General features: G+C 73.6%; 22 protein-coding genes and 1 tRNA gene. 5 read left to right on the top strand and 18 right to left on the bottom strand.

Annotation, left to right across the window (positions count from 1 at the left end; translation table 11 throughout):
* From ACWEO5_RS04945 to ACWEO5_RS04935, 3 genes are all read right to left on the bottom strand, one after another.
* The coding region (locus ACWEO5_RS04945) for an NAD-dependent epimerase/dehydratase family protein (RefSeq protein WP_380241005.1) at positions 1–94 on the bottom strand (94 nt) is incomplete at its 3' end.
* A 70-nt stretch (positions 95–164) separates the two neighbouring features.
* The gene (locus ACWEO5_RS04940; protein WP_452160185.1) at positions 165–824 is read right to left on the bottom strand and encodes a LuxR C-terminal-related transcriptional regulator; all 660 of its coding nucleotides are present in this window, start codon (positions 822–824) and stop codon (positions 165–167) included.
* A gap of 151 nt (positions 825–975) precedes the next feature.
* Positions 976–1,048 (bottom strand) — tRNA-Thr (locus ACWEO5_RS04935).
* Positions 1,049–1,228: 180 nt separating this feature from the next.
* Between ACWEO5_RS04935 and ACWEO5_RS04930 the strand changes: the two genes are divergently transcribed.
* Positions 1,229–3,142 carry an FUSC family protein gene (locus tag ACWEO5_RS04930; protein WP_452160183.1) on the top strand — a complete coding sequence of 638 codons (1,914 nt, stop codon included), beginning with the start codon at positions 1,229–1,231 and terminating at the stop codon, positions 3,140–3,142.
* Positions 3,143–3,160: 18 nt separating this feature from the next.
* On the opposite strand, the gene ACWEO5_RS04925 is transcribed toward ACWEO5_RS04930, so the two are convergent.
* The 9 genes from ACWEO5_RS04925 to rsmI form a co-directional block, all read right to left on the bottom strand.
* Positions 3,161–4,972 carry an ABC-F family ATP-binding cassette domain-containing protein gene (locus ACWEO5_RS04925; protein WP_452160181.1) on the bottom strand — a complete coding sequence of 604 codons (1,812 nt, stop codon included), beginning with the start codon at positions 4,970–4,972 and terminating at the stop codon, positions 3,161–3,163.
* 72 nt (positions 4,973–5,044) lie between these two features.
* Entirely contained in the window at positions 5,045–6,031 is a 987-nt protein-coding gene (locus ACWEO5_RS04920) for an aldo/keto reductase (RefSeq protein WP_452160179.1), read from the bottom strand.
* Positions 6,032–6,107: 76 nt separating this feature from the next.
* Entirely contained in the window at positions 6,108–7,043 is a 936-nt protein-coding gene (locus tag ACWEO5_RS04915) for a 4-(cytidine 5'-diphospho)-2-C-methyl-D-erythritol kinase (RefSeq protein WP_452160177.1), read from the bottom strand.
* A gap of 2 nt (positions 7,044–7,045) precedes the next feature.
* Complete coding sequence (gene rsmA / locus ACWEO5_RS04910; protein WP_452160175.1) at positions 7,046–7,930, bottom strand: 16S rRNA (adenine(1518)-N(6)/adenine(1519)-N(6))-dimethyltransferase RsmA; 885 nt, start codon at positions 7,928–7,930, stop codon at positions 7,046–7,048.
* Between the two features lie 16 nt (positions 7,931–7,946).
* Entirely contained in the window at positions 7,947–8,522 is a 576-nt protein-coding gene (locus ACWEO5_RS04905; RefSeq protein WP_452160173.1) for a Uma2 family endonuclease, read from the bottom strand.
* A 54-nt stretch (positions 8,523–8,576) separates the two neighbouring features.
* Positions 8,577–9,464 carry a TatD family hydrolase gene (locus ACWEO5_RS04900; protein WP_452160171.1) on the bottom strand — a complete coding sequence of 296 codons (888 nt, stop codon included), beginning with the start codon at positions 9,462–9,464 and terminating at the stop codon, positions 8,577–8,579.
* Positions 9,464–11,083 carry a methionine--tRNA ligase gene (gene metG, locus ACWEO5_RS04895; protein ID WP_452160169.1) on the bottom strand — a complete coding sequence of 540 codons (1,620 nt, stop codon included), beginning with the start codon at positions 11,081–11,083 and terminating at the stop codon, positions 9,464–9,466. Before metG ends, ACWEO5_RS04900 begins: the two co-directional genes overlap by 1 nt.
* A 76-nt stretch (positions 11,084–11,159) precedes the next feature.
* On the bottom strand, positions 11,160–11,579 hold the full coding sequence (locus tag ACWEO5_RS04890; protein ID WP_344554143.1) for a hypothetical protein: 420 nt from the start codon (positions 11,577–11,579) through the stop codon (positions 11,160–11,162).
* Between the two features lie 222 nt (positions 11,580–11,801).
* Positions 11,802–12,647, bottom strand: a complete 846-nt coding sequence (gene rsmI / locus ACWEO5_RS04885; RefSeq protein WP_344554141.1) for a 16S rRNA (cytidine(1402)-2'-O)-methyltransferase — start codon at positions 12,645–12,647, stop codon at positions 11,802–11,804.
* 138 nt (positions 12,648–12,785) lie between these two features.
* On the opposite strand from rsmI, the gene ACWEO5_RS04880 reads away from it, so the two are divergent.
* Together ACWEO5_RS04880 and ACWEO5_RS04875 are read left to right on the top strand one after the other, a co-directional pair.
* Positions 12,786–14,549, top strand: a complete 1,764-nt coding sequence (locus tag ACWEO5_RS04880; protein WP_452160191.1) for a dolichyl-phosphate-mannose--protein mannosyltransferase — start codon at positions 12,786–12,788, stop codon at positions 14,547–14,549.
* A gap of 142 nt (positions 14,550–14,691) precedes the next feature.
* A complete protein-coding gene (locus ACWEO5_RS04875) occupies positions 14,692–16,407 on the top strand; it encodes a penicillin-binding transpeptidase domain-containing protein (protein ID WP_452160166.1) in 1,716 nt (571 codons plus the stop codon).
* A gap of 207 nt (positions 16,408–16,614) precedes the next feature.
* Here the strand turns inward: ACWEO5_RS04875 and ACWEO5_RS04870 are convergent, their stop codons facing one another.
* The 6 genes from ACWEO5_RS04870 to ACWEO5_RS04845 form a co-directional block, all read right to left on the bottom strand.
* Positions 16,615–18,021 carry an APC family permease gene (locus ACWEO5_RS04870; RefSeq protein WP_452160164.1) on the bottom strand — a complete coding sequence of 469 codons (1,407 nt, stop codon included), beginning with the start codon at positions 18,019–18,021 and terminating at the stop codon, positions 16,615–16,617.
* Between the two features lie 69 nt (positions 18,022–18,090).
* Positions 18,091–19,515: a penicillin-binding transpeptidase domain-containing protein gene (locus ACWEO5_RS04865; RefSeq protein WP_452160189.1), complete on the bottom strand. Its 1,425-nt coding sequence runs from the start codon at positions 19,513–19,515 to the stop codon at positions 18,091–18,093.
* An 86-nt stretch (positions 19,516–19,601) separates the two neighbouring features.
* The gene (locus ACWEO5_RS04860; RefSeq protein WP_452160162.1) at positions 19,602–20,951 is read right to left on the bottom strand and encodes an FtsW/RodA/SpoVE family cell cycle protein; all 1,350 of its coding nucleotides are present in this window, start codon (positions 20,949–20,951) and stop codon (positions 19,602–19,604) included.
* A 93-nt stretch (positions 20,952–21,044) separates the two neighbouring features.
* The gene (locus ACWEO5_RS04855) at positions 21,045–21,548 is read right to left on the bottom strand and encodes a DUF1269 domain-containing protein (RefSeq protein WP_344554137.1); all 504 of its coding nucleotides are present in this window, start codon (positions 21,546–21,548) and stop codon (positions 21,045–21,047) included.
* 121 nt (positions 21,549–21,669) lie between these two features.
* The gene (locus ACWEO5_RS04850; RefSeq protein ID WP_452160159.1) at positions 21,670–22,314 is read right to left on the bottom strand and encodes an ABC transporter; all 645 of its coding nucleotides are present in this window, start codon (positions 22,312–22,314) and stop codon (positions 21,670–21,672) included.
* Entirely contained in the window at positions 22,311–23,159 is an 849-nt protein-coding gene (locus ACWEO5_RS04845) for an ABC transporter ATP-binding protein (RefSeq protein WP_452160157.1), read from the bottom strand. The genes ACWEO5_RS04850 and ACWEO5_RS04845 overlap by 4 nt, the downstream gene beginning before the upstream one ends.
* A 144-nt stretch (positions 23,160–23,303) precedes the next feature.
* On the opposite strand from ACWEO5_RS04845, the gene ACWEO5_RS04840 reads away from it, so the two are divergent.
* Positions 23,304–24,641: a VWA domain-containing protein gene (locus ACWEO5_RS04840; protein ID WP_344554133.1), complete on the top strand. Its 1,338-nt coding sequence runs from the start codon at positions 23,304–23,306 to the stop codon at positions 24,639–24,641.
* A gap of 2 nt (positions 24,642–24,643) precedes the next feature.
* Positions 24,644–25,576, top strand: coding sequence for a peptidase (locus tag ACWEO5_RS04835; protein WP_452160155.1), 933 nt, complete (start codon positions 24,644–24,646; stop codon positions 25,574–25,576).

Raw genomic sequence — 25,576 nt, 5'->3', positions numbered from 1 at the left:
CCAGCACCGTCACCGAGTGGCCCGCCTCCAACAGGTGCGCCGCCACCACGCTCCCGACGTAGCCGGCTCCGCCCGTGACCAGGTACTTGCTCATGCCCTCTGACCTCCGCGACTTTCGGGTGTTCCTCCCCCGGGAGCATATGGCACCCGTCTGAACGGCCGGTTCAGGCCAGTTGGTCCAGCAGCCCGGTCCGGGCGGCCAGCGCGGCGGCCTCCAGCCGGGAGCGGGCCCCCAGCTTGGTCAGCACCCGCTGGACGTGCGTGCGGGCCGTCGACGGGGCGATCCGCATCGCCGCGGCGATCGCCGCGGTGTCCTCGCCGTCCGCGATCCGGGCCAGCACCTGGACCTCGCGCCGGGTCAGCAGCCGCAGCAGCCGCAGCGCCTCGTCGTCCGGTTCCGCCACCGGCCACAGCAGGTGCTCGAACGCGGCCCGTAGCACGTCCACCGCGACCGCCACCTCACCCGCCCGGACCCGCGCGATCGACCGGTCCACCACCTCGATCCGCTCGTCGCTGCGCACGTACCCCGCCGCCCCCGCCGCGAACGCCGCCGCCACCCGGCCCGGCGCGCCCAGCGGCCCCAGCACCACCACCGCGATCTCCGGCCGCTCCCGCCGCAACCGCCGCAACGGCTCGAACGGGTCCTCCGCCCCGCCGCCCGTCCCCAGCAGGCACACCTCCGGTCGCCGCCCGGCGACCAGCTCCAGGGCGGCCCCGCACGGCGACCCGATCCCCAGCACCCGGTGCCCGCGCTGCTGCAGGGCGGCCCCCAGCGCCTCGGCCATCAGCCGGTGGTCGTCCACCACCACGAGCCGTGCGCTCATCCCGCCCCCACTCCCCGGCCCGACAGACGCACCATCAGAGCGCACAATCGCCCGGCCCGCCAGAGGATCTCCGGAAGCGGAACCGCGCGAACCCCCGCGCGGCCCGGAAAACGCGGAAGGCCCCGCCTTCCGGCGGGGCCTTCCCGATCTGAGCCCCCATGCGGAATCGAACCGCAGACCTTCTCCTTACCATGGAGACGCTCTACCGACTGAGCTATAGGGGCTTGTTGCTCCGGGCGCCTCGCGGCTCCCCTTGCGACGAGGGAAACATTACATGCTCCGCCGACCCCATGGGAAATCGGCTTCGGCCAGGTCGGAGGGCTAAACTGCCCGAGAAGACCCGATCTGCCGTGCAATGTCGCCCAGCAGCCGCGAACACCATTGCAGCGAAGGCGCGTGATCCTGTGTCAGCCCCCGGCCGCGGCCGTGCTCCCGGTGGTCCCTCCGCCTGGTGGGCGCTGGCCCTGCGGCCGGCCAGGCCGGTGGTGCCGCGGGTGCTGGTGGTGCGGGCCGCGGTGGGGATGGCGGTGCCGCTCGGGGTGGGGCTGGTGTGCGGGCGGCTGGCGCTGGGGGTGTTCGCGGCGCTGGGGGCGATGCACGCGACGATGAACGACCGGGTGGAGCCGCTGCGGCTGCGGGCGCCGCGGATCGCGCTGGCGCTGGCCGCCTCGACGACCGGGATGCTGATCGGGGCGGAGCTGCAGTACCGGGGCGCGGGCGGGCTGGAGATCGGGGCGGCGCTGACCCTGGTGGGCTTCGCGGGCGGGGCGCTGTCGGCGACCGGTCCGCGCGGCTCGGCGGCCGGGATGCTGCTGCTGGTCTCGGCCTCGCTGGGCGGCGGGATGGCGCTGCCGCACCCGTGGTGGGCGGCGCCCGCGATGATGCCGTGCGGGGCGGCGCTGGTGCTGCTGATGGGGGTGCGCTACCGCGCCGACGTGCGCACCGACCCGCGCACCCTGGCGCTCGCCGACGTCTACCTGGCGCTGGGCGGCCTGCTGGCCGCCCTCGGCACCCCGGACGGCGCGGCCGCCCGCCGCCTGCTCACCGGCCGGCTCAACCAGATGCAGGACCTGCTGCCGCCGCCCCGCCCGGGCCGCCGCGAGCCGGAGCGGCTGCACCGGCTGCGCCGCTCGTACGAGGCCGCGCTGGGCGCGACCGAGGCGGCGGCCGGGCTGCTGTGGGCGTGGCGCCCGGTGCCGCCGGAGCTGGCGGCGTTCCCGGCCCGGCTGGCCGCGCAGATCACCGGCGGCCCGGAGCCGGCGTACCCGGACTGGCGGCCGGACACCCCGTCCCGGACGGCGTTCGACACCGCGCTGCGGGCCGCCGCCGACACCGTCGCGGGCCGCTGGGCGCCGCTGGACACCGCCGCCCCGCCGCCGCCGGACCCGTGGCGGCTGCGGGCCCGGCTGCTGTCGCGCGGCTCGGTGCGCTACGGGCTGCGGGTGGCGCTGTGCGTGGCGGTGGCCGAGGCGGCGGTCAACCTGCTTCCGCTGGAGCGCAGTTACTGGGTGCCGATGACGGTGGCGTTCGTCCTGAAGCCGGACCTGGGCTCGGTGTTCCAGCGGGCGGTCAGCCGGGCGCTGGGCACCGTGCTGGGCATCGCGGTCGCCGCGGTGCTGCTGGCGCTGACCACCGAACCCTGGGCGCTGAGCCTGGCCATCGCGCTGTGCGTGGCGCTGCTGCCGTACTCGACGGCCGCCCACTACGGGCTGAACACCATCGTGATGACGCCGGTGGCGCTGCTGCTGGTGCAGCTCGGCGGGGAGAGCGGGTCGGCCGAGTTCTGGCCGCGGGTGCTGGACACCGCGCTGGCCAGTGCCATCGTGCTGGTCTTCGGCTACCTGCTGTGGCCGGAGCGGCCGCCGCACCGGATCGAGCCGGGCATCGTCACCGCCGCGAGCGCCCTGCGGCGCTACCTGACGGCGGTGGTGGCGGGCCGGTCCGCGCCGGTCGCCGAGGTGTGGCTGCGGCGCACCGCGTACCGGGCGCTGGCCGACGCCCGGCGGCAGGTGGACCTGGGCCTGGCCGAGCCGCCGCCGGCCGGGCGGCTGGCCGAGCGCTGGATGCCGACCACCGCCGCGCTGGAGCGGCTGTCCGGCGCGGTCGCCGCGTACGCCGCGCAGCTGCGCTACGGCGGGCGGCAGCCGGAGCCGGAGGTGATCGGACGGGTGCTGCGCTCGCTGGAGCGGATCACCGCCGCCGCCCGCGACTACCGTCCGCCGACCGGCCGGATCGCCCGGCCGACCGCCCCGCACGACCCGGACCGCAGCGCGCTGGCCCGGGCCGCCGACGAGCTCGACCTGCTGCTGGACGGCTGACGGCCCGGGCGGGCGGGATCAGACCTGCTCGGCCAGCTCCAGCCAGGACATCTCCAGCTCCTCCTTGTCCTCGCGGACCTTGCGCAGCTGCGCGTCCAGCTCGGCGACCTTGGAGAAGTCGGCGGCGTGCTCGGCCAGTTGGGTGTGCAGCTTGGACTCCTGCTCGTCCAGCTTGGCGATCTGCCGCTCCAGCTTCTGCATCTCCTTCTTGGCCGCCCGCAGGTCGCCCGCCGACAGCCCGGAGGGCTCCGCGGCGGCCGGGACCTGCGCGGCGGAGGCGGCCGCGGCGGCCTCCGCCATCGCGGTGCGGCGCTCCAGGTACTCGTCGACGCCGCCCGGCAGCATCCGCATCCGGCGGTCGCCGAGCAGCGCGTACGCGGTGTCGGTGGTGCGCTCGATGAAGAACCGGTCGTGGCTGATCACGACCATCGAGCCGGGCCAGCCGTCGAGCACGTCCTCCAGCTGGTTGAGGGTCTCGATGTCGAGGTCGTTGGTGGGCTCGTCGAGGAACAGCACGTTGGGCTCGTCCATCAGCAGCCGCAGCAGCTGCAGCCGGCGCCGCTCGCCGCCGGAGAGGTCGCCGACCGGCGTCCACTGCTTGTCCTTGCCGAAGCCGAACTGCTCGCACAGCTGCCCGGCGCTCATCTCCCGGCCCTTGCCCAGGTCGACCCGGCCGCGGACCTGCTCGACGGCCTGCAGGACGCGGGTGGCCGGGTCCAGCTCGGCGACCTCCTGGGAGAGGTACGCGAGGCGGACGGTCTTGCCGACCTTGATCACGCCGCCGGCCGGCTGCACGTCGCCCTCGGTGGCGTACGCGGCCTGCATCGCCCGCAGCAGCGAGGTCTTGCCCGCGCCGTTGACGCCGAGCAGGCCGATCCGGTCGCCCGGGCCGAGCTGCCAGGTGAGGCGCTCCAGCAGCAGCTTGTCGCCCGCCTTGACGGTCACGTCCTCCAGGTCGAAGACGGTGCGGCCGAGCCGGGCGTTGGCGAACTTCATCAGCTCGGACTTGTCGCGCGGCTCCGGGACGTCCGCGATCAGCGCGTTCGCGGCCTCGATCCGGTAGCGCGGCTTGGAGGTGCGGGCGGGGGCGCCGCGGCGCAGCCAGGCCAGCTCCTTGCGGGCCAGGTTCTGCCGCTTCTGCTCCTCGGTGGCCTCGATCCGGGAGCGCTCGGCGCGGGCGAACACGTAGTCCGAGTAGCCGCCCTCGTACTCGCGGACCTCGCCGCGCTGGACGTCCCACATCCGGGTGCAGACCTGGTCCAGGAACCACCGGTCGTGGGTGACGCAGACCAGCGCGGAGCGGCGGTTCTGCAGGTGCTTGGCCAGCCAGGCGATGCCCTCCACGTCGAGGTGGTTGGTGGGCTCGTCCAGCACGACCAGGTCGGGCTCGCCGAGCAGCAGCTTGGCGAGCGCGATCCGGCGGCGCTCGCCGCCGGAGAGCGGGCCGATCACGGTGTCCAGGCCGTTCGGGAAGCCGGGCAGGTCGAGGCCGCCGAACAGGCCCTGGATGATGTCGCGGATCCGGGCGTCGCCGAGCCACTCGTGGTCGGCCCGGCCGGCGATCACCTCGTGCCGGATGGTGGCCTCCGGGTCCAGCGAGTCGTGCTGGGTCAGCACCGCCAGCTGGAGCCCGCCGGAGTGGGTGATCCGGCCGGTGTCGGGTTCCTCCAGCTTGGCCAGCATCCGGATCAGCGTCGTCTTGCCGTCGCCGTTGCGGCCCACCACGCCGATCCGGTCGCCCTCGCTGACGCCGAGGCTCACCCCGTCCAGCAGGGCCCTGGTGCCGTACACCTTGGTGACGGACTCGATGGTGGCGAGGTTGACGGCCACGAAGCTGCACTCCTGAGGAAGGGGCTGGAACGAGCCTCCAGCCTAGTGCCGTGGCCGCCCGTGCTCCCCGCCCTAGCGGGCGGCGTCCAGCAGGGTCCGCTGCTCGGCGGTCAGTTCCAGGTCCAGCGCCGCCAGGCTCTCGTCGAGTTGGGCCACCGAGGAGGCGCCGACCAGCGGGATCACCGGGAGTTCGCCGCCGAGCAGCCAGGCCAGCACGACCTGGTTGCGGGTGGCGCCGGTCTCCTTCGCCACGGTGTCGAGGGCGGCGAGCCGGGTGGGGGTGCCGGCGTGGTCGAAGGACGGGCCGAGCGGCTTGTCGGGGCGGACGTAGCCGCCGCCGAGCAGCGGGGAGTAGGCGACCATGGTCAGCTCCGGGTTCTCCTTGAGGTAGGAGATCAGGTCGCCGTGCACCGCGGCCTGGTCGCCGTCGGCGGAGAGGAAACCGGGCAGGTCGGCGCGGCGGCGCAGGTAGGTGTGGCCGTACTGGAGCACCTCGTAGCCGGGGAGCCCCGCCTGCGCGGCGAGGTTGCGGGCCCGCTCGACCCGCCAGGACCAGTGGTTGGAGACGCCGAGCAGCCCGACCGTCCCCTCCTGCACCAGCTCGCCGAAGGCGTGCACCGTCTCGGCGAGCGGCACCTCGGTGTCCTCGATGTGCGCGTACAGCAGGTCGAGCTTGTCGACGCCCAGGCGCTTGCGGCTGGCCTCCGAGGAGGACCGGATCACCTCCGCCGACAGGCCCTCGCCGTTCTCGACGAACCCGGTGCCGGGGGCCTTCGGGCGGGCGCCGAGCTTGGTGGCGATCACCACCTCGTCGGTGATGCCGCGGCTGGCCCGCCACCGGCCGAGCACGTTCTCGCTGATGCCGCCCTGGCCGCCGTCCTGCCAGTACGCGTAGTTGTTGGAGGTGTCGATGAAGGTGCCGCCCGCCTCGACGTAGCGGTCCAGCACCGCGAAGGAGGTGGCCTCGTCGGTGAGCGTGCCGAACAGCATCGCGCCGAGGCTGAGCACGCTGACCTCACGGCGGGTGCGCGGGTCGGTTCCGATGGTGCGCTTGCGCATCCGGGTTCCCCTCGTTTCCGCGACCCGCCCGGTGCGGGCCGCGGTCACGAGTCTGGAACCCGGAGCGCGCTCCAGGTCAAGCAGAGGTGTGGACCACCTCGACCACCCGCGCGCCCGGGACCGGGCCGTGGGTGGCGTGGGCGGTCCGGCAGGTGCCGGAGGCGCGCAGGGCGGCGGCGATCTGGGCGGCGGCGTCGGCGTCCTTGGCCAGGAAGGCGCAGGTCGGGCCGGAGCCGGAGACCAGGGCGGCCAGGGCGCCCGCCTCGGTGCCGGCGTGCAGGGTGTCGGCGAGGGCGGGGCGCAGCGAGACGGCGGCGGCCTGCAGGTCGTTGGCGAGGGCGGCGGCCAGCGCGACCGGGTCGCCCTCGGCGAGGGCGGTGAGCAGGGCGGGATCGGCGTCGGGGGTGGGGACGTCGGCGAGCGAGGAGCCGAGGCCGGACTCCTCGCGCAGCCGGTCGCACTCGCGGAAGACCGCCGGGGTGGACAGGCCGCCGTCGGCGACCGCGAACACCCAGTGGAAGGTGCCGGCCACCGGCAGCGGCTCCAGCAGCTCGCCCCGGCCGCGGCCCAGCGCGACGCCGCCGAGCAGCGCGAACGGGACGTCGGAGCCGAGCTCGGCGGCGAGTTCCAGCAGGACGGGCAGCGGGGTGTCCAGGCCCCACAGCGCGTCGCAGGCGAGCAGCGCGGCGGCGCCGTCCGCGCTGCCGCCGGCCATGCCGCCGGCCACCGGGATGGCCTTGTCGATGTGCAGGTGGACGCCGGGGTCGGCGAGGCCGTGGTGGGCGGCGAGCAGCCGGGCGGCGCGGGCGGCCAGGTTGCCGTCGTCGAGCGGGACGGCGTCGGCGTCGGGGCCCTCGCAGCTGAGCGTGACGCCCTGGCCGGGGCTGGCGGTGACCTGGTCGCCGAGGGCGACGGCGAAGAAGACGTTCGCCAGGTCGTGGTAGCCGTCGGGGCGGACCCCGCCGACGCCGAGTTGGACGTTGACCTTGGCGGGGACCCGGACCGTGACCATGTTCAGTGTTCCTCCGCTGCCTCGGGCTTGTGCTCGGCGATCGCGGCGAACTGCTCCACCGTGAGCATCTCGCCGCGCAGCGTGTGGTCGATGCCGGCGCCGCGCAGCGCCTCCTCGGCGGCGGCGGGCGAGCCGGCCCAGCCCGCCAGCGCGGCCCGCAGCGTCTTGCGGCGCTGCGCGAAGGCGGCGTCCACCACGGCGAACACCTCGCGGCGGGTGGCGGTGGTGACCGGCGGGTCGCGGCGGACCAGCGAGACCAGGCCGGAGTCGACGTTCGGCGCGGGCCAGAACACGTTCCGCCCGATCGCCCCGGCGCGCTTCACCTCCGCGTACCAGTTGGCCTTCACCGAGGGCACGCCGTACACCTTGTTGCCGGGCTTGGCGGCGAGCCGGTCGGCGACCTCGCTCTGCACCATCACCAGGGTGCGCTCGATGCTGGGGAACTGCGCCAGCATGTGCAGCAGCACCGGGACGGCCACGTTGTACGGGAGGTTCGCGACCAGCGCGGTCGGCGGCGGGCCGGGCAGCTCGGTGACCTCCATCGCGTCGCTCAGCACCAGGTCGAAGCTGTCCGCCTTCGCGGGCGTCCGCCCCTTGACGGTGTCCGGCAGGTGCCGCGCCAGCACCGGGTCGATCTCCACCGCCGTGACGTGCCGCGCCACCTCCAGCAGCGCCAGCGTCAGCGACCCGAGCCCCGGCCCGACCTCGACCACCGCGTCCTGCTCCGTCACCTCCGCCGCCCGGACGATCCGCCGCACGGTGTTCCCGTCGATGACGAAGTTCTGCCCGCGCTGCTTGGTCGGCTTCACGCCGAACGCCTCGGCCAGCGCGCGGATGTCGGCGGCGCCCAGCAGGTGGCCGTCGGAGGTGGGTTCGGTGGTGCTCACCCGGCAAGGATAAGGGTCAGCGCTTGACGAGCCGCTTCAGATCGATCTCGACGGGGAACGGCAGCTCGGTGCGGAGCGACCCCTCGTGCACGGCGACCGGGAAGTAGACGCCCTGCTCCGGGTCGAGCCGGAACTCGTGCACGACGGGGACGTCGTCCTCGCCGCGCTCGACGCGCCAGTAGGACTGGACGCCCTTCTCCGCGTACAGGCCGGGCTTGGTGAAGCGGTCGGCCACCTTCGAACCGGGAGAGACCACCTCGACGGCCAGGACCACCGACTCCACCGGGGTGCACGCCAGCTCGGAGACCTCCAGACCCGTTTCGTCGAACACCATGACGTCGGGGAGCACGACGTTGTGCTCGTCGAGCATGACGGCCTGCTCCACGTTCGCGTCGTAGGGCTCGTCGCTCGCCGCGAGCAGTTGCACGAGCAGACGGTCCCGCACTCGGTTGTGCCACCAAAGCGTCTGTCCCCTGACCACGATCGCTCCGTCCACCAGTTCCCACTTGAACGGCAGATCGAGCTCATTGACCTGGTCGAACGTCCAGCCGCTGGCCGGCGGGTACACCCAGTCGATCGGTTCGGCGGTCATCTCAGCCTCCTCGCTGCCTCCATGCTAACGAGAGAGCCCGTCACCGGGATGCGGTCAGTAGCCGAAGGCCCGGGCCGTGTTCGCGGCGATCGCCGTCGCCAACTCGTCCTCGCCGAGCGCCAGGTGGTCGGCCATCGCGCGCAGCGTGACCGGGATCAGGTACGGGGCGTTGGGGCGGCCGCGGTAGGGGTGCGGGGTGAGGAAGGGGGCGTCGGTCTCGACCAGGACGCGGTCGAGGGGGGTGGCGGTGAGGGCCTCGCGCAGGGCGTGGTTGGCCTTGTAGGTGACGGGGCCGGCGAAGGAGAGGTACCAGCCGTGCTCGGCGCAGGTGCGGGCCATCGCGGCGTCGCCGGAGTAGCAGTGGAAGACGGTGCGCTCGGGGGCGCCCTCTTCGAGCAGGAGGTCGATGACGTCCTGGTGGGCGTCGCGGTCGTGGATGACCAGGGCCTTGCCGTGCCGCTTGGCGATCTCGATGTGCCGGCGGAAGGACTCCTTCTGCAGGTCGACGCCCTCGGGGCCGGTGCGGAAGTAGTCGAGGCCGGTCTCGCCGACGGCGAGGACCTGCGGGAGGGCGGCGAGGCGGTCGATCTCGGCGAGGGCCGCGTCGAGGGCGTCCTGCCCGCCCGCCTTGCGCTGCTGCCCGGACCAGCCGTCGGGGTCGCCGAGGAAGATCCGCGGGGCCTCGTTGGGGTGCAGGGCGACGGCGGCGTGCACCTGCTCGAACTGCGCGGCGAGGTCGGCGGCCCACTGCGAGCCGGGGACGTCGCAGCCGACCTGGACGACGGTGGTGACGCCGACCGAGGCGGCCCGGGCCAGACCCTCGGCGGGGGTGCCGGACTGCATGTCGAGGTGGGTGTGCGAGTCGGCGACCGGGACGGCCAGCGGCTCGGGGAGCGGCGGCGGGGTGCGGTCCTGTTCCTTCTTGCTCTTGCTCGCGGCCATCAGACGGCAGCCTTCTCTTCGAGGCGGGGGAAGAGGACCGCGCCCTTGGTGACGGTGGCTCCGGCGGGCAGCCGGCCCCAGTCGGCGACGGTGGCGATCGGCTGGTCGGCGAGCGCGCCGAGCGCGGGTTCGGCGCCGAGCGAGGCCCAGAGCTTGGCGGCGGAGTCCGGCATCAGCGGGTTGAGCAGGACGGCGGTGGCCCGCAGCGCCTCGGCGGCGGTGTACAGGACGGTGGCGAGCCGGTCCTGCCCGTCGGGGGACTTGGCGGCCTTCCAGGGCTCCTGTTCGGTGAGGTAGCCGTTGACCAGTTTGACGAACTCGAAGACGGCGGCGATGCCGCCGGCGAAGTCGAGTTCCTCGCCGATCTTCCGGTCGGCCTCGGCGGTGGCCCTGACCAGCGCGTCGGCGAGGGCCTGTTCGGCGGGGCCGTGGTCGGTCGCGGCGGGGAGCGCGCCGTCGAAGTACTTGCCGACCATCGCGGCGACCCGGGAGGCCAGGTTGCCGAGGCCGTTGGCGAGTTCGGAGGTGTAGCGGGCGGTGAAGTCCTCCCAGGAGAAGGACCCGTCGGTGCCGAACGGGATGGCCCGCAGGAAGTAGTAGCGGTACGCGTCGACGCCGAAGTGCGAGGTCAGGTCGGTGGGCGCGATGCCGGTCAGGTTGGACTTGCTCATCTTCTCGCCGCCGACCATCAGCCAGCCGTTGGCGACCACCCGGCGCGGCAGCGGCAGTCCGGCGGCCATCAGCATGGCGGGCCAGATGACGGCGTGGAAGCGCAGGATGTCCTTGCCGACCAGGTGCACGGAGGCGGGCCAGAGCCGGGCGAAGCGCTCGGGGTCGGTGCCGTAGCCGGCGGCGGTGATGTAGTTCTGCAGGGCGTCGACCCACACGTACAGGACGTGCTTGTCGTCCCAGGGCAGCGGGACGCCCCAGTCGAAGGTGGAGCGGGAGATCGACAGGTCCTTGAGGTCCTGCTCGACGAAGCGCAGCACCTCGTTGCGGGCGGAGGCGGGCTGGATGAAGTCCGGGTGGGCGGCGTAGAACTCCAGCAGCTTCGGGCCGTACGCGGAGAGCCGGAAGAAGTAGTTCTCCTCCTCCAGCCACTCGACGGGGCGCTTGTGGACGGGGCAGAGCTTCTCGTCTTCTCCGTCGGGCCCGGTCTCGGTGGCGCCGGGCAGCAGTTCACCGGGGAGCTTGTACTCCTCGCAGCCGACGCAGTACGGGCCGGTGTAGCTGCCCCGGTAGATCTCGCCCTTGTCGTACAGGTCCTGGACGAACTCCCGGACCCGGTCGGTGTGCCGGGCCTGGGTGGTGCGGATGAAGTCGTCGTTGGCGATCCGCAGGTGCTCCCAGAGCGGTTTCCAGGCTTCCTCGACCAGCTTGTCGCACCACTCCTGCGGGGTGACGCCGTTGGCCTCGGCGGTGCGCAGGATCTTCTGACCGTGCTCGTCGGTGCCGGTGAGGTACCAGACGTCCTCGCCGCGCTGGCGGTGCCAGCGGGTCAGCACGTCACCCGCGACGGTGGTGTACGCGTGGCCCAGGTGGGGCCGGTCGTTCACGTAGTAGATCGGGGTGGTGACGTAGTACGCGTCAGTGCCGGTGTGCTGTTCCAAGGCCGCCATACCCCGGAATCCTAGTGGTGCGGCCCCACCGGCCCGGCCCCGGTGGGGCGGGGGCCGGGCCGGGCGGGCGCCGGGTTCAGCCGGCCCGGCGGTGCAGCCAGGCCAGCCAGTGGCGGCGGGCCCGCATCCGGGCGGGCTCGGGCGGGCCCTCGGGTTCGGCGGTGGGCGCGTAGCCGGAGCCCTTCTCCATGACGGCGGCCACGCCGGCCACCCGCCCGGCCCGCATGATCCGGACCCGTTCGCCCCCGCAGCCCGGGCAGGCCAGCTCGCGCAGCGGGGAGGGGACCCGGACCCCGTTCGCCGTGTACTCGACCACGGTGTGGCCGTCCCTGGCCGTGTGGTGCTCGATGTCGTACGCCTGCTCCCAGCCGTAGCCGCAGTTGAGGCAGGCGAAGGAGTACGCCTCGTGGACGGTCTGCACGGGGGCGGGACGGCTGGTCGTGCCGAGGCCGCTGGGTGCTCCGCCGTTCCGGGGGCTGTCGATCGTGTCGCTCATGCGCCACCTCGCTTCGCTCGGAGCCCGTCGCCCGGTCTTCCCGACCGGGTGCGGGACGTTCCATCCCAGGGAATGCCCGGGAGGGTCCGTCCGATGCCCGGCTTGCCAAGTCTTGGTCCCGAATTGGCCCTCCGCTGGGGTGCTCATTCCAACGTACGCGCGATTCCGGCCATTGCCATACAAAACGATCAGCACACCGCGCGATCCGGCGCCGGGCCCCGCTCAGGGCGCGTGCTTGGCCGCCACCACCGCGTCGAACACGATCGACTTGCGCAGCCCCAGCTCGGCGGCGACCGCGGCGATCGCCTCCTTGCGGCGCTCCCCGGCCTCCTCCCGGACGGCCACCCGGCGGGCCAGCTCGGCCGGGCCGACCTCCTCCGGCGCGGCGGGCGGGGCGCCGGCCACCACCACGGTGATCTCGCCCCGGACGCCGTCCGCGGCCCAGGCCGCCAGCTCGCCCAGCGGGCCGCGCTTGACCTCCTCGTACGTCTTGGTCAGCTCCCGGCAGACCGCGGCGGGACGGTCGGCGCCGAACGCGGCGGCCATCGCCTCCAGCGTCTCGGCGATCCGGTGCGGGGCCTCGAAGAACACCATCGTGCGCGGCTCGGCGGCGACCTGGGCGAGCTGCCGGGAGCGGTCGCCGGCCTTGCGCGGCAGGAAGCCCTCGAAGGTGAACCGGTCCACCGGCAGCGCGGACAGCGCCAGCGCGGTCAGCACCGCGGACGGGCCGGGCACCGCGGTGACCTTGATCCCGGCGGCGACGGCGGCGTCCACCAGCCGGTAGCCGGGGTCGGAGACCGAGGGCATGCCCGCGTCGGTGACCAGCAGCACCCGGGCGCCGCCCTGCAGCGCGGCCACCAACTCGGGGGTGCGGCCCACCTCGTTGCCCTCGAAGTAGGACACCACCCGGCCGGTCGGCGCGACCCCGAGCGCCTGGGTCAGCCGGCGCAGCCGCCGGGTGTCCTCGGCCGCGATGACGTCCGCCCCGGCGAGTTCGGCGCGCAGTCGGGGGGGCGCGTCCTCGACGTCGCCGATGGGGGTACCTGCCAGTACGAGAACACCAGTCACGGGCACCATCCTCCCCTACCGGGGGCCGGTCCGTGGCTGGTGAAGGGGGGCCGGGGGAGGTGCGAGGGTCGGGGACCCCTTGTGACTTCAGCCATTGCCCCTACGATGTGGCCCGTGAACGGCGACATGGAGAGTGGTATGGACCACCCCGAGCGGGGCGGCGTGACCGTGCTGGAACCGGCCGACCCGGCCGCCGTTCCGGCTCCGCGCGCGGAGCCCGAACCGGCCTCCCGATGGGCCCGCGCGCTGTCCGGCGTCGGCTACCGGGAGCGCCGACGCACGTCCCTGGCCGAGCAGTTGGTGCCGCCGATGCCGGACGGCCCGGGCGTCACCCCGGCGCTCGTCGAGCCCTCGCCGCTGCTCGTCCGGCTGGGCGTGCGGCTGCCCGCGCCGCTGTGGTCCTGGCTGTGCCGGTGGGCCGGCTGGCTCGGGCCGCTCGCCGTCGCGCTGTTCGCCGGCGTGCTGCGCTTCGTGAACCTGGGCAGCCCGCACGCGCTGATCTTCGACGAGACGTACTACGCCAAGGACGCGTACGCGCTCTGGCACCTGGGCTACGAGAGCAACTGGTCCAGCGAGGCCAACGGCCTGATCACCGCGCCCAATCCGACGGTGCCGCTGAACAGCACCAGCGCGGCGTTCGTGGTCCACCCGCCGGTCGGCAAGTGGATCATCGGCCTGGGCGAGCGGTTCTTCGGCATGGACCCGTTCGGCTGGCGCTTCATGGTGGCCGTGCTCGGCACCCTCTCGGTGCTGATGCTGGCCCGGATCGCCCGCCGGATGTTCCGCTCCACCCTGCTGGGCTGCGTGGCCGGCCTGCTGCTGTCGGTGGACGGGCTGCACTTCGTGCTCAGCCGCACCTCGATCCTCGACCTGGTGGTGATGTTCTGGTTCCTGGCCGCGTTCGGCCTGCTGCTGGTCGACCGGGACAAGAGCCGCGCCCTGATCGCCGAACGGCTGGCCCGGGGCGAGAGCGCCGACTGGTGGCACCTGGGCTGGCGGCCCTACCGGCTGGCCGCGGCGGTCTGCCTGGGCCTGATGACCGGCACCAAGTGGAGCGGCGCCCCGGCCGTCCTGGCGCTGGTGCTGCTGGCCGGGTTCTGGGACTCCTCGGGCCGCCGGCTGGCCGGCGGCGGGCGCAACCTGCGTGGCCTGTGGGACTTCGCCTGGGCCGGGGTGTCCGTCGCCCTGACCGCCGCCGTCACCTACCTGCTGACCTGGACCGGCTGGATCCTCTCCTCCCCCGCCCCCGGCAAGGGCGGCTACCTGCGCGACTGGGCCGCCAACAACCCCAGCGACACCTGGGGCTGGGTGCCGGACTGGGCCCGCAGCCTGTGGCACTACCACCACGAGATCTGGCACTTCAACGTCAACCTGCACGACCCGCACACCTACCAGTCCAACCCGTGGAGCTGGCTGCTGCTGGGCCGCCCGGTCTCGTTCTTCTACGAGTCGCCGAAGAACGGCCAGGCCGGCTGCACCACCACCGAGTGCGCCCGCGAGGTGCTCGCCATCGGCACCCCGTTCCTGTGGTGGGCGGGCATCGTCGCGCTGCTCTACTGCCTGTACCGCTGGCTGATGCGCCGCGACTGGCGGGCCGGGGCGATCCTGTGCGCGCTGGCCGCCGGCTACCTGCCCTGGTTCAACTACCAGGCCCGGACGATCTTCCTGTTCTACGCGGTCTGCTTCGTCCCGTTCCTGGTGCTCGCGGTGACCATGATGATCGGCGCGATGCTCGGCCGGGCCGACGCCTCGCCCGACCGCAGGCTGGCCGGGGCCACCGGCGCCGGACTGCTGGTGGTCGCGGTCATGTGGAACTTCCTGTACTTCTACCCGATCTACACCGGCCAGACGATCCCGATGGACGACTGGCGGGCCCGGATGTGGCTGGACACCTGGATCTAGCCCCGTCCCGGCCACCACTCCCGCACACGTGTACCGGAACTGTCACAAAAGGTTCCCGTGTCGTGAGTGCACGGAAGAGGTCTGCCTATGGTGTCGTGGCCGCTGAACTCCGACGGCCACGACACAGCATGGGGGACTCGACGTGAACAACGGCGCGAAGATCGGCGTCTCGGTGCTCGCCGCGGCCGTGCTCCTCGGTGGCGGGTACGGGGCGTACGCCCTGGTCTCCGGCGACGGGGGCTCCGGCAAGGACGAGGCGAAGAAGCCCCGCACCGTGGTCGCCGAGCCCCCGAGCCAGGAGCTCGCCGCCTCCGGCGCCACCGCGTTCCTGGACGCCTGGGCCAAGGGCGACCTGTTCGGCGCCGCGAAGCTCACCGACGACCCGGACAAGGCGCAGGCCGCCCTGCAGGCGTTCCAGGACAACGTGAAGCCCAGCGCCGTCCACCTGACCGTCGGCGGCCCGACCACCGCGCCCAGCCCCGCCGCGGCCAAGTCGGCGAGCGCCCCGGCCTCCGGGACGGCCTCGGCGCCCGCCTCCGGGAGCCCGGCGCCCACCGGCGTGCTGGAAAGTTTCAAGGCGTCCGTGGAGTTCGCCGACACCGGTACCCCGTGGAGCTACAACGGCGTCCTCGGCGTGGTGAAGATGAGCGACGGCACCGCCGCCGTCCACTGGGCCCCCAGCGTCATCCACCCCCGGCTGGACGCGGGCGAGACCATCGCGGTCAAGCCGGTCTACGCGACCCCGGCCACCGTCACCGACCGCAAGGGCAAGCCGCTCACCGGCTACCCCTCGCTGGTCGGCCTGCTCAACCAGCTCAAGAGCGCGGCCCCGCAGGACGGCGACCCGGCGGACGCGGGCAGCGGCGTGATGATCTCCACCCCGGCCACCTCGGGCGGCAAGGCCACCGACGAGAAGCTGTTCACCGTCAAGGAGCCCAGGGCCGTCCCCAACCTGAAGCTCACCATCGACGCGGACCTGCAGAACGCCGCCGAGCAGCAGGTCACCGCGCAGGGCGGCAAGCCCGCCTCGCTGGTGGCGATCGAGCCCAGCAGCGGCAACGTCCTGGCGTACGCGTTCTCGCCCTCCACCGGCCAGAACCGGGCCTTCTCCGGCGGCACCGCGCCCGGCTCCACCATGAAGGTGCTCACCACGGCGGCCCTGCTGGAGGCCGGGGTCACGCCCGGCACCGGGATGCCCTGCCCGGAGACCACCATGGTCACCGGCAAGGCCGTCACCAACGACGAGCCCGGCGCGCACCCGGACTACACGCTCACCGACGCGTTCATCCACTCCTGCAACACCTCCTTCATCGAGAAGGGCAAGGACGTCCTCAAGCCGGGCAGCCTGCCCGCGATCGCCAAGGACGTGTTCGGGCTCGGCCTGGTCTGGCACACCGGCCTGACCAACTTCGACACCGACATCCCGGTCGAGGGCAACATGGCCGGCGCGGCCAGCGAGTTCATCGGCCAGGGCAAGATCCGCACCAACCCGCTGGCGATGGCCTCGGTCGCGGCGACCGTGCAGTCCGGGGTGTTCCGGCAGCCGATCCTGATCCCCGGCACGGCCCAGACCCCGGCCGCCCGCAACCTCTCCCCCGAGGTCCTGAACAGCCTGCGGTCGCTGATGGTGAAGACCGTCCAGTCCGGCACCGCCTCCGAGGTCTCGCCCGCGCTGCCGGCCGGTTCCGGCGCGAAGACCGGCACCGCCGAGGTCGACACCAGCGACAAGGCGAACTCCTGGTTCACCGCCTACTCCGGCAACCTCGCGGTCGCCGCCGAGGTCGAGGGCGGCGGCCACGGCTCCGCGGCCGCCGGCCCGGCGGCCTCCCGGGTGCTGGCGGTCGGCAACAAGGGCTGAGCGCAGAGCCCCGGCTGGGAACGGCGGGGAGCGAAATCAGGGGCCCGGGGAACGGCGGGTCCGTGCTGCTGACGGCCGGAGCCCGTCGGAGGTTCGTGCTGCTGCGTGTCTTTAAGGGAATGAGAAGCAGATGCGCGCAACGGCAGTGAACCTCGCGCAGCCTGGGCCTCGCCGTTCCCCGAGCCCCTGAGTGCGCGCACCCGCCGTTCAGGACTTCTGCGCGAGGCGGGAGTGCCTCCTGCTGTAGCCGAAGTAGAGCACCGCCGCGACCGCGAGGACGACCGCGAAGGCGACGAAGGTGTCGGTGTGCAGCTTGGTGATCAGGTAGACGCAGAACGCGGCGCTGAGCAGCGGGGTGACGGGGTAGAGCGGCACCTTGAAGCCGCGCGGCAGGTCGGGGCGGGTGCGGCGGAGCACGACGATGCCGATCGAGACCGCGGTGAAGGCGACCAGGGTGCCCATCGAGGTCATGTCGGCGAGCAGTTTGAGCGGGAAGACCGCGGCGAGGACGGCGACCGCGGTGCCGACGACCAGGGTGTTCCAGACGGGGGTGCCGGTGCGGGCGGAGACCCGGGTGAAGGGGCGCGGGAGGAGGCCGTCGCGGCCCATCGCGTAGAGGATGCGGGTCTGGCCGTAGATCACCACGAGGGTGATGGAGAAGATCGAGACGATCGCGCCGGCCGCGAAGACCAGGGCGGGCCAGCTGTGGCCGGTGACGTTCTGGAGGATCTGGGCGAGCCCGGCCTCCTGGCCGTCGAACTCCTGCCAGGGCTGGGCGCCGACCGCGGTGACGGCGACGGCGATGTAGAGGGTGGTGACGACGACCAGCGAGACGAGGATGGCGAGCGGGAGGGTGCGCCGCGGGTCGCGGACCTCCTCCCCGGCGGTGGAGACCGCGTCGAGGCCGATGAAGGAGAAGAAGATGGTAGAGGCGGCGGTCTGGACGCCGTCCCAGCCGTTGGGCGCGAACGGGGTGAAGTTGCCGGCGGTGAAGCCGGTGAGTCCGACCGCGACGAAGAGCACCAGGATGACGAGCTTGATCGCCACCATGACGGCGTTGACCTTCGCGGACTCGCCGACGCCGCGGATCAGCAGGACGGTGACCAGCACGACCAGCACGACCGCGGGGAGGTTGAAGACGCCGCCCTCGCCGGGCGGGGCGGTGAGCGCGGCGGGCAGGTGCAGGCCGAAGGCGAGGTCGGAGAACTGGTTGAGGTACTGGCCCCAGGTGACGGCGATCGCGGAGGCCGAGACGCCGTACTCCATCAGCAGGCAGACGCCGACGCCGAAGGCGACGAGTTCGCCCATGGTGGCGTACGCGTACGAGTAGGAGGAGCCGGCCACCGGGATGGCGGAGGCGAGTTCGGCGTAGCAGAGCGCGGTGAGGCCGGCCGTGACGGCGGCGATCACGAAGGAGAGCACGACGGCGGGGCCGGCCTCGGGGACGGAGGTGGTGAGGACGAAGAAGATGCCGGTGCCGACGGTGGCGCCGATGCCGATCGCGGACAGCTGCCACAGGCCGATGGTGCGGCGCAGGTGTCCGGCTCCGGTGCCTCCTGCTTCGGCGATCAGGGTGTCGACGGGCTTGCGCCGCAGCAGGCCGGTGGTGCTCATCGGTGTCCTTCTGGTGGGGAATCGAACCGGACCTTACCAAATCGCGGCTTTTCGGCGTTTTGCGCCCGGCTACCGGTTCAGCACGGCCTGCATGACGGACTTGGCGATGGGGGCGGCGAGCCCGCCGCCGGTGACGTCGGTGGCCTGGCTGTCGGCGACGACCACGGCGACGGCGACCGGCGGGACGCTGCCGGAGCCGGCCGGGCGGGCCCAGGCGATGAACCAGGCGTAGGGGGTGCCGGAGTTGTCGACGCCGTGCTGGGCGGTGCCGGTCTTGCCGCCGACCTCGGCGCCGGGGATCCGGGCGTTGCGGCCGGTGCCGTTCTCCACCACGTCGACCATCAGCTGCTGCAGTTGCCGGGCGACCCCGGAGCCGAACGCCTGGTGGTAGAGGCTCGGGTGCATCAGCTGGACCTGGCTGCCGTCGGCCTTGGTGAGCTTGTCGACGAGCTGGGGGTGCATCACCTGGCCGTCGTTGGCGGCCCCGGCGGCGACCATGGCCATCACCAGCGGGGTGGCGGCGGTGTCGTACTGGCCGATGGAGGAGAGCGCCAGTTGGGAGGTGTTCATGCTGGTGTCGAAGTTGGAGCGGGCGGCCCGCACCGGGGTGTCGAGCTTGGCGTCGTTGAAGCCGAAGTTCCGCGCCATCGCGGTCATCCGGTCGAGGCCGGTCTGCACGCCGAGGTAGCCCATGACGCTGTTGCAGGACAGCGTCATGGCCTCGTCCAGTGAGAGCCCGGCCCGGTCGCAGGCGGTGGTGTCGTTGTTGAGCGGGGTGGTGGTGCCGGGCATGACGTACGGGTAGGGGGCGTCGGTGGGGGCGTCGACGTCGGTGACGACGCCGCTCGCCAGGGCGGCGGCGGCGGTGACCACCTTGAAGGTGGAGCCGGGCGGGTAGATCTGGCGCAGCGCCCGGTTGAGCATCGGCTGGTCGGGGTCGTCCTGGAGCTTCTTCCAGGCGTCCTGGTCGGCGTTGGACGTCCCGGCGAAGCTGCCGGGGTCGTAGCTGGGGGTGGAGGCGAGGGCGAGGATCCGGCCGGTGGCGGGTTCGATCGCGGCGACGGCGCCCTTCTGGTTGCCGAGGCCCTGCACGGCGGCGCGCTGGGCGGCGGGGTCGATGGTGGTGACCACGTCGCCGCCGGGCTGCTGCTGCCGGGTGACGGCGTCCCAGACGGCCCAGCCGGCCAGCGCGGGGTCGGTGCCGGAGAGCACGTCGTCGTAGACGCCCTCCAGTTGGGTGTTGCCGTAGGTCTGGGACGAGTAGCCGGTGACGGCGGCGTACAGCGCGCCGTCGGTGTAGGTGCGCTTGTAGGCGTAGCGGCCGCCGGTCTCCGTGGAGCCGGTGACGGGCTGTCCGGCGACCAGCAGGTTGCCGCGGGGCTGGGAGTAGCGCTGGATGGTGGCGCGCTGGTTGGCGGCGTTGTGGTCGAGTTCCTTCTTCTGGAACACCTGGACCCGGGTGCTCTGGACGGCGAGGGCGACGATCAGCAGCATGCAGAAGGTGCCGGCCCGGCGTCCGGTGGTGGAGATGCCGGGCAGCCCCTGCGGGCCGCCGTTGGTGCCCGCGGGCCGGGTGAACCTCACGCGTCCTCCTCGGGGGCGGGGCGCCGGGCGAGGTCGCTCGTCCGGACCAGCAGCGCCACGATGATCCAGTTGGTGACCACGGACGAGCCGCCCTGGGCGATGAACGGCAGCGTCATGCCGGTCAGCGGGATCAGGTCGAGGACGCCGCCCGCGACCACGAACACCTGGATGGCGACCAGCGCGGCCAGGCCGATGGCGAGCAGCCGCCCGAACGGGTCGCGCAGCGCGATGCCGGTCTTGAAGCCGCGGGAGACCAGCAGGGCGTACAGCAGGAAGACCGCGAACAGGCCGGTCAGGCCGAGTTCCTCGCCGACGGTGGCCAGGATGAAGTCGGACTTGGTGGCGAAGCCGATCAGCGCGGAGTGGCCCAGGCCCAGGCCGGTGCCGAGCTGGCCGCCCCAGGCGAAGGCGAACAGCGACTGGGCGATCTGGTTGGCGCCCTGCCCGGCCTCGATCGAGGCGAGCGGGTGCAGCCACTCGGTGACCCGGCTGTGCACGTGCGGGGAGAGCCAGCCGACGCCGACGGCGGCCAGCGCGGACAGCAGCAGGCCGATCACGATCCAGCCGGTGCGGGCGGTGGCGACGTACAGCATCACCACGAACAGGCCGAAGAACAGCAGTGAGGTGCCGAGGTCGGTCTCCAGGACCAGCACGCCGACGAACGCGGCCCAGATCAGCAGCACCGGGCCGAGCACCCGGCCCAGCGGCAGCTGGAACCAGAGCACCTTGCGGCCGGTCAGCGCCAGCGCGTCCCGGTGCGCGGCCAGGTAGGCGGCGAAGAAGACCGCCAGCAGGACCTTGGCGAACTCGCCGGGCTGGAAGGACAGCGGGCCCAGCGTGATCCAGATCCGCGAGCCGTACACCGGCGGGAAGAACACCGGCAGCACCAGCAGGACGAGGGCGACGAACGCGCCGACGTAGGCGTAGCGCTGGAGCCGGCGGTGGTCGCGCAGCAGGAGCAGCACCGCGATGAACAGGCCCACCCCGAGGGTGGACCAGAGCAGTTGGGTGGGGGCGGCGGCGCTGCCGGGGTTGCGGTCCAGCCGGTAGATGACGACCAGTCCGATGCCGTTCAGCAGGACGGCGATCGGCAGCAGCAGCGGGTCGGCCCACTTGGCGCGCCAGCGGACCGCCGCGTGCGCGAGCAGGGCGAGCACGCCGAGCGCGGCGCCGTACTGGGCGGCGTCCGGCGGGGCCGTGCCGTCGAGGTTGACGCCGACCTCGACGTAGCCGAACACCGCGAGGCCCACCGCGGCCAGCACCAGCAACAGTTCGGTCCAGCGCCCGGTCCCGGGCCGCCGGGCCCGGGGCACCCGGGCCGCCCGGGTCGCGGAGTCAGTCGCCACCACCAGCCGTCCTCGCCAGCTCGAAAGGGCACGGACGGCGGGGTGCCGGGCGACGCGCGCCCGGCACCCCGCCGGAAGGGAACCGCGGTGGCGTCAGAGCGTGGACGCGGGGTAGGCGGCCTTGGCGATCTCCCGCAGGTGCTCCTCCTCCTCGTGGCTGAGCGAGGTCTGGATCAGCTCGCCGCCGAACTGCGCGACGGCCGGGATCACCTTGTCCTGCGTCGCCGAGCGGACGAGGGCGAAGACCGCGGCCTTGCCGGGCTCCAGCTTCTCGCCGATCTGGCGCATGAAGTTGTCGTCCACGCCGGTGTCGGTGGACGCGCCGACCGCCGCGCCGGTCGCGCCGCCGACCGCCGCGCCCAGGAACGGCATGAAGAACAGCAGGCCGATCACGCCGCCCCACAGCGCGCCCGAGGCGGCGCCCATACCGGTGTTGGAGACCGCCTGGTGCAGCTTGATCTTCCCGTCCTCGCGGCGCTCGACCACCACGACGTCCTCCAGGTCGACCAGCTTCTGCTTCTGCAGGCCGACCAGCTCGTCGCGGACCTTCTGCGCGGTGGCGACATCCGGGTAGGCGATCGCGAACAGGTTGCTCACGGCGGGCTTCCTTCCGACAGGCTTCCAGGCTTCGGGCACGTCCTCCAGCACCCTAACCAGGATTGGCCGTATTTCATCCGATCTGGTCGGTGTGTCCGTTTCCCGCCGACGGGCCCGGCGCTCAGTCGCCGCGCCGCACCGCGGCCGTCACCGCCACCCAGCAGCACCCCGCCGCGAACACCAGCGCCGCCGGGAGCGTCCACCACGGCACGCTCAGCGCGCCCCGGGCACCCAGCACCAGCGCCCGCACCACCGCGTTCGCGGGCGAGCCCGGCACCAGCAGCACCGCCACCACCCCGCCGAGGCCCAGCGGCACCGCGTACGCCCCCGTCACCACCGGGCGGTTGCACAGCGCCCCCACCGCCGCCCCCGACAGCACGCACACCACCGTCGCCAGCGCACCGGCGGCGACCGCCGCGCCCGAGCCCCCGCTGCCCAGCAGCACCGCCGCCGCCAGGCCCGCCAGGCCCAGGCCCAGCCCGGCCAGCACCGCCGCCAGCAGCGCCGCCAGGTGCACCCGCGGCCAGCCCGCCGCCGCGACCAGGCAGGCCCGCGACTGCGCGGGCTCCGCCCCGACCGCGGCGCGCACCAGCCAGGCCGCCACCGGCACCAGCAGCCCGGCCGAGAAGGCGGCCGCCCCCGCGGTGTCGTCCCCGCCCGACAGGCCCAGCCCCAGCACCACCACGTACGCCAGCCCGGGGGCGAGCCAGCGCTGCGAGCGGACCAGCAGCTCCAGGTGGTACCGCGTCAGCACGCGCAGCGTCACGGCCGGCCTCCTTCGGCGTGCTCCGCGGCGGCCACGCTGTGGACGTGCACCGGCGGCACGGAATCGAGGAGCCGGCGCAGCAGGGTGTCGGAGTGCGCGGCGGCCACCTCCAGCCGGACGGCGCCGTCGGCGAGCGGCGTGCGCCCGGGGTTGCCGGGGAGGTGCTCGGGGAGGCGTTCGGCGCGCACCACGATCGCCGTGCGGGGGCCGTCCGGCCCGGCGGCGGCGACCGGGATCCCGTGCAGGGCGCCGTCCTTGACGAGGTGTCCGGCGGTGGTGAGGCCGGCCAGCCGGCCCGGGTCGTGGTCGACGAACACCACCAGCCCGCCCGCCGCGGCCCGTTCGGCGACGGCCGCGTCCAACTCGCCGCGGGCGGCCCGGTCGAGCCCGGTCCAGGCTTCGTCCAGCAGCAGCAGGTCGGCCTCGGCGAGCAGCGCCTGGGCGACCGCGACCTTCTGGCAGGTGCCCTTGGAGAGCCGGCCGATCGGGGTGTCCGCGTACCCGGCGATGCCGAAGCGCTCCAGCCAGTGGTCGGCCCGGCGGCGGCCCTGCTCGGCGCTCAGGCCGCGCACCCGGGCCAGTTGGCGGAGGTAGTCGCGGGCGGTGAACGGCAGGGCGGGCGGGAAGCGTTCGGGCACGTAGGCCCGGCTGCCGGCGACCTCGACGGTGCCCCGGTCGGCCCGCTCGACACCCGCCAGGACCTTCAACAGGGTGGACTTCCCGGTGCCGTTGGCCCCCTCGACCCGGACGATCCCGCCGGGCGGCAGCGCCAGCGCGACGTCCCGCAGGATCCACCGGCCGCCGCGCCCGTAACGCTTGCCGACCCCGGCCAGACGCGCCGTCATGCGCTCTCCCCGATCGGCCGCGCCGTCGTGCGCTTCCCCGGCCAGACGCGCCGTCATGCGCTCTCCTCCCCCGCTCCGCCCGTGCGTTCAGGGTAGGCGGCGCCCACCACCCGCGTTGGGCGATTCGAACTGACGGTCCCTAGGATGCGGCGGGTGATCACACCCACCACACCACGACGGACGGCCCGCGCGGCCGCCCTGCTCGGGGCCCTGACGATAGTCGTGGCCACCGGGTTGGGCACCTTCCCCGCGGCGGCCGACGAACCCGGGGCTCCGGCCGCCGCGACCGAGGCGCCCAAGGTCGACCTGATCCTGGACGGTTCGGGGTCGATGCGCACGACGGACATCCAGGGCAAGAGCCGGATGGAGGTCGCCCAGCAGTCGATCAAGGAGGTCATCGACGCGCTGCCGGAGGAGACCGAGTTCGGCATCCGCACCCTCGGCGCGACCTACCCGGGCAACGACCAGAAGGAGGGCTGCAAGGACACCCAGCAGCTCTACCCGGTCGGCAGGACGAACAAGGTGGAGGCCAAGACGGCCGTCGCCACCGTCCGCCCGACCGGCTGGACCCCGATCGGGATCGCGCTGCGGGCCGCCGCCCAGGACCTCGGCACCGGCCCGACCACCCGCCGGATCGTGCTGATCACCGACGGCGAGGACACCTGCGCGCCGCCGGACCCGTGCGACGTGGCCCGCGAACTGGCCAGCCAGGGCATCCACCTGGTGGTCGACACCCTCGGCCTGGCCCACGACGACAAGACCCGGCAGCAGCTGATCTGCATCGCCAACGCGACCGGCGGCACCTTCACCGACGTGCGCAGCCAGGACCAGCTGACCAAGCGCGTCAAGCAGTTGGTCGAGCGCGCCCAGGACACCCACACCGTCGCCCCGGCCCAGGTGACCGGTGCCGACAAGTGCGCGGACGCCCCCGTGCTGTCCCCCGGCGTGTACACCGACCGGGAGAAGTTCTCCGAGCACCGGGTGTACCGGGTGCCGGTGAAGGCGGGCGAGGAGCTGCGCGCCTCGGTCAGCGTCACCCCGGACCGGGCCGTGGCCCGGGACTACGGGGTGCTGCTGCAGGCCACCGACAGCGGCGGCCAGGAACTGGTGCGCGGCAGCGACGCCGGTTCGGGCCGCACCGACGTGGCGTCGACCGGCGTGCGCTGGTCCGCGTCCGAGGACGACTCCGACGCGGCCTCCGCGTCCCCGTCGAAGGGCTCGGGCTCGGCCTCGACCGCCCGCACGGTGTGCCTGGTGGTCAGCAACTCCTTCGCCCCGCAGGCGGCCGTGCAGGCCGACCCGGGTCTGCCGCTGGAGCTGACCGTGGACGTCGCCGCCGCCTCCCCGGCCCCGGACGGCCCCGCGATGGGGCTGGGCCGCGGCTGGATCCTGCTCGGTGTCCTCACCCTGGCCGGCCTGCTCGCCGGTCTGGTCTTCGGCTGGCTGGCACGCTGGCGGATCTCCGTCTGGCGGGAGAACTGACGATGCGCGACTTCCGCACCGCCGCGGCCGCGGCCGCCGCGTTCACCGGCCTGCTGCTGCTGGCCCCGACGACGGCCTCGGCCGCGTCCCCGTCCACCTCGCCGTCCGCCTCGCCGTCCGCGTCCGGCACCGGGAAGCCGGTGCTCAACTCGGTGGGCACCAGCTTCCTGACCGCGACCACGCTGGCCTCCGGCCAGGACGCGGACGTCCCGGTCTCCACCGGTGACTACCTGTACTGGGCGTTCCCGGCCTCCGAGGGCCAGACCCCGACCGTCCAGGTCACGGTCACCCTGCCGGACGCCGCGGACCGGCACGGCGCGCAGACCTGGACGGTCGAGCTGTTCGACGGCCTGCGCCGCCGGCAGTCCTGCACCGCGGGGCCGCAGGACGGCACCGCCGAGCAGAGCGCGACCACCCTGGAGCTGAGCTGCACGCTGCGGCAGATCCGCTCCTGGGCCGAGCCCTGGTCCGGCGACCCGCTGCCCGGCACGTACTACGTCCGGCTGTCCACCACGGACATCCCGCAGACCGACCTCGGCCTGGCCTCCACCGTCCACGTGCACGTCGCCACCAAGGGCGGCGCGGACGACGCCCAGCCCGAGGGCGGCGCGCTCAAGGACCCGCTGGTGCCGCCGGTGAACGCCGGGGCGACGGCGGCCGCCGCGGCGGCCACCCCGGCGCCGAGCGCGAGCGCGACGTACGCGGCCGCGCCCGCCGCGGAGGAGACCCACTGGTACTCGGACCTCTTCTCCGGCTGGAACACCCGCTGGTGGTGGACCGTCTCCGGCGGTGTGCTGGCCGCGCTGGCCGGCGTCCTCGGCTACACCCTCACCCGCCACCCCCGGGGCCACCGGCACCACCCGCACCGCCCGGTGCCCGCTCCCGTCCCGCACCAGGGACCCCCGGCGCAGCCGCGGCAGGACAGCTGGCAGTGA

The organism is Kitasatospora sp. NPDC004272, from assembly GCF_053603035.1.
Note: the sequence above shows the minus strand (reverse complement) of the source record. Positions and strands in the feature narration are given on the sequence as shown.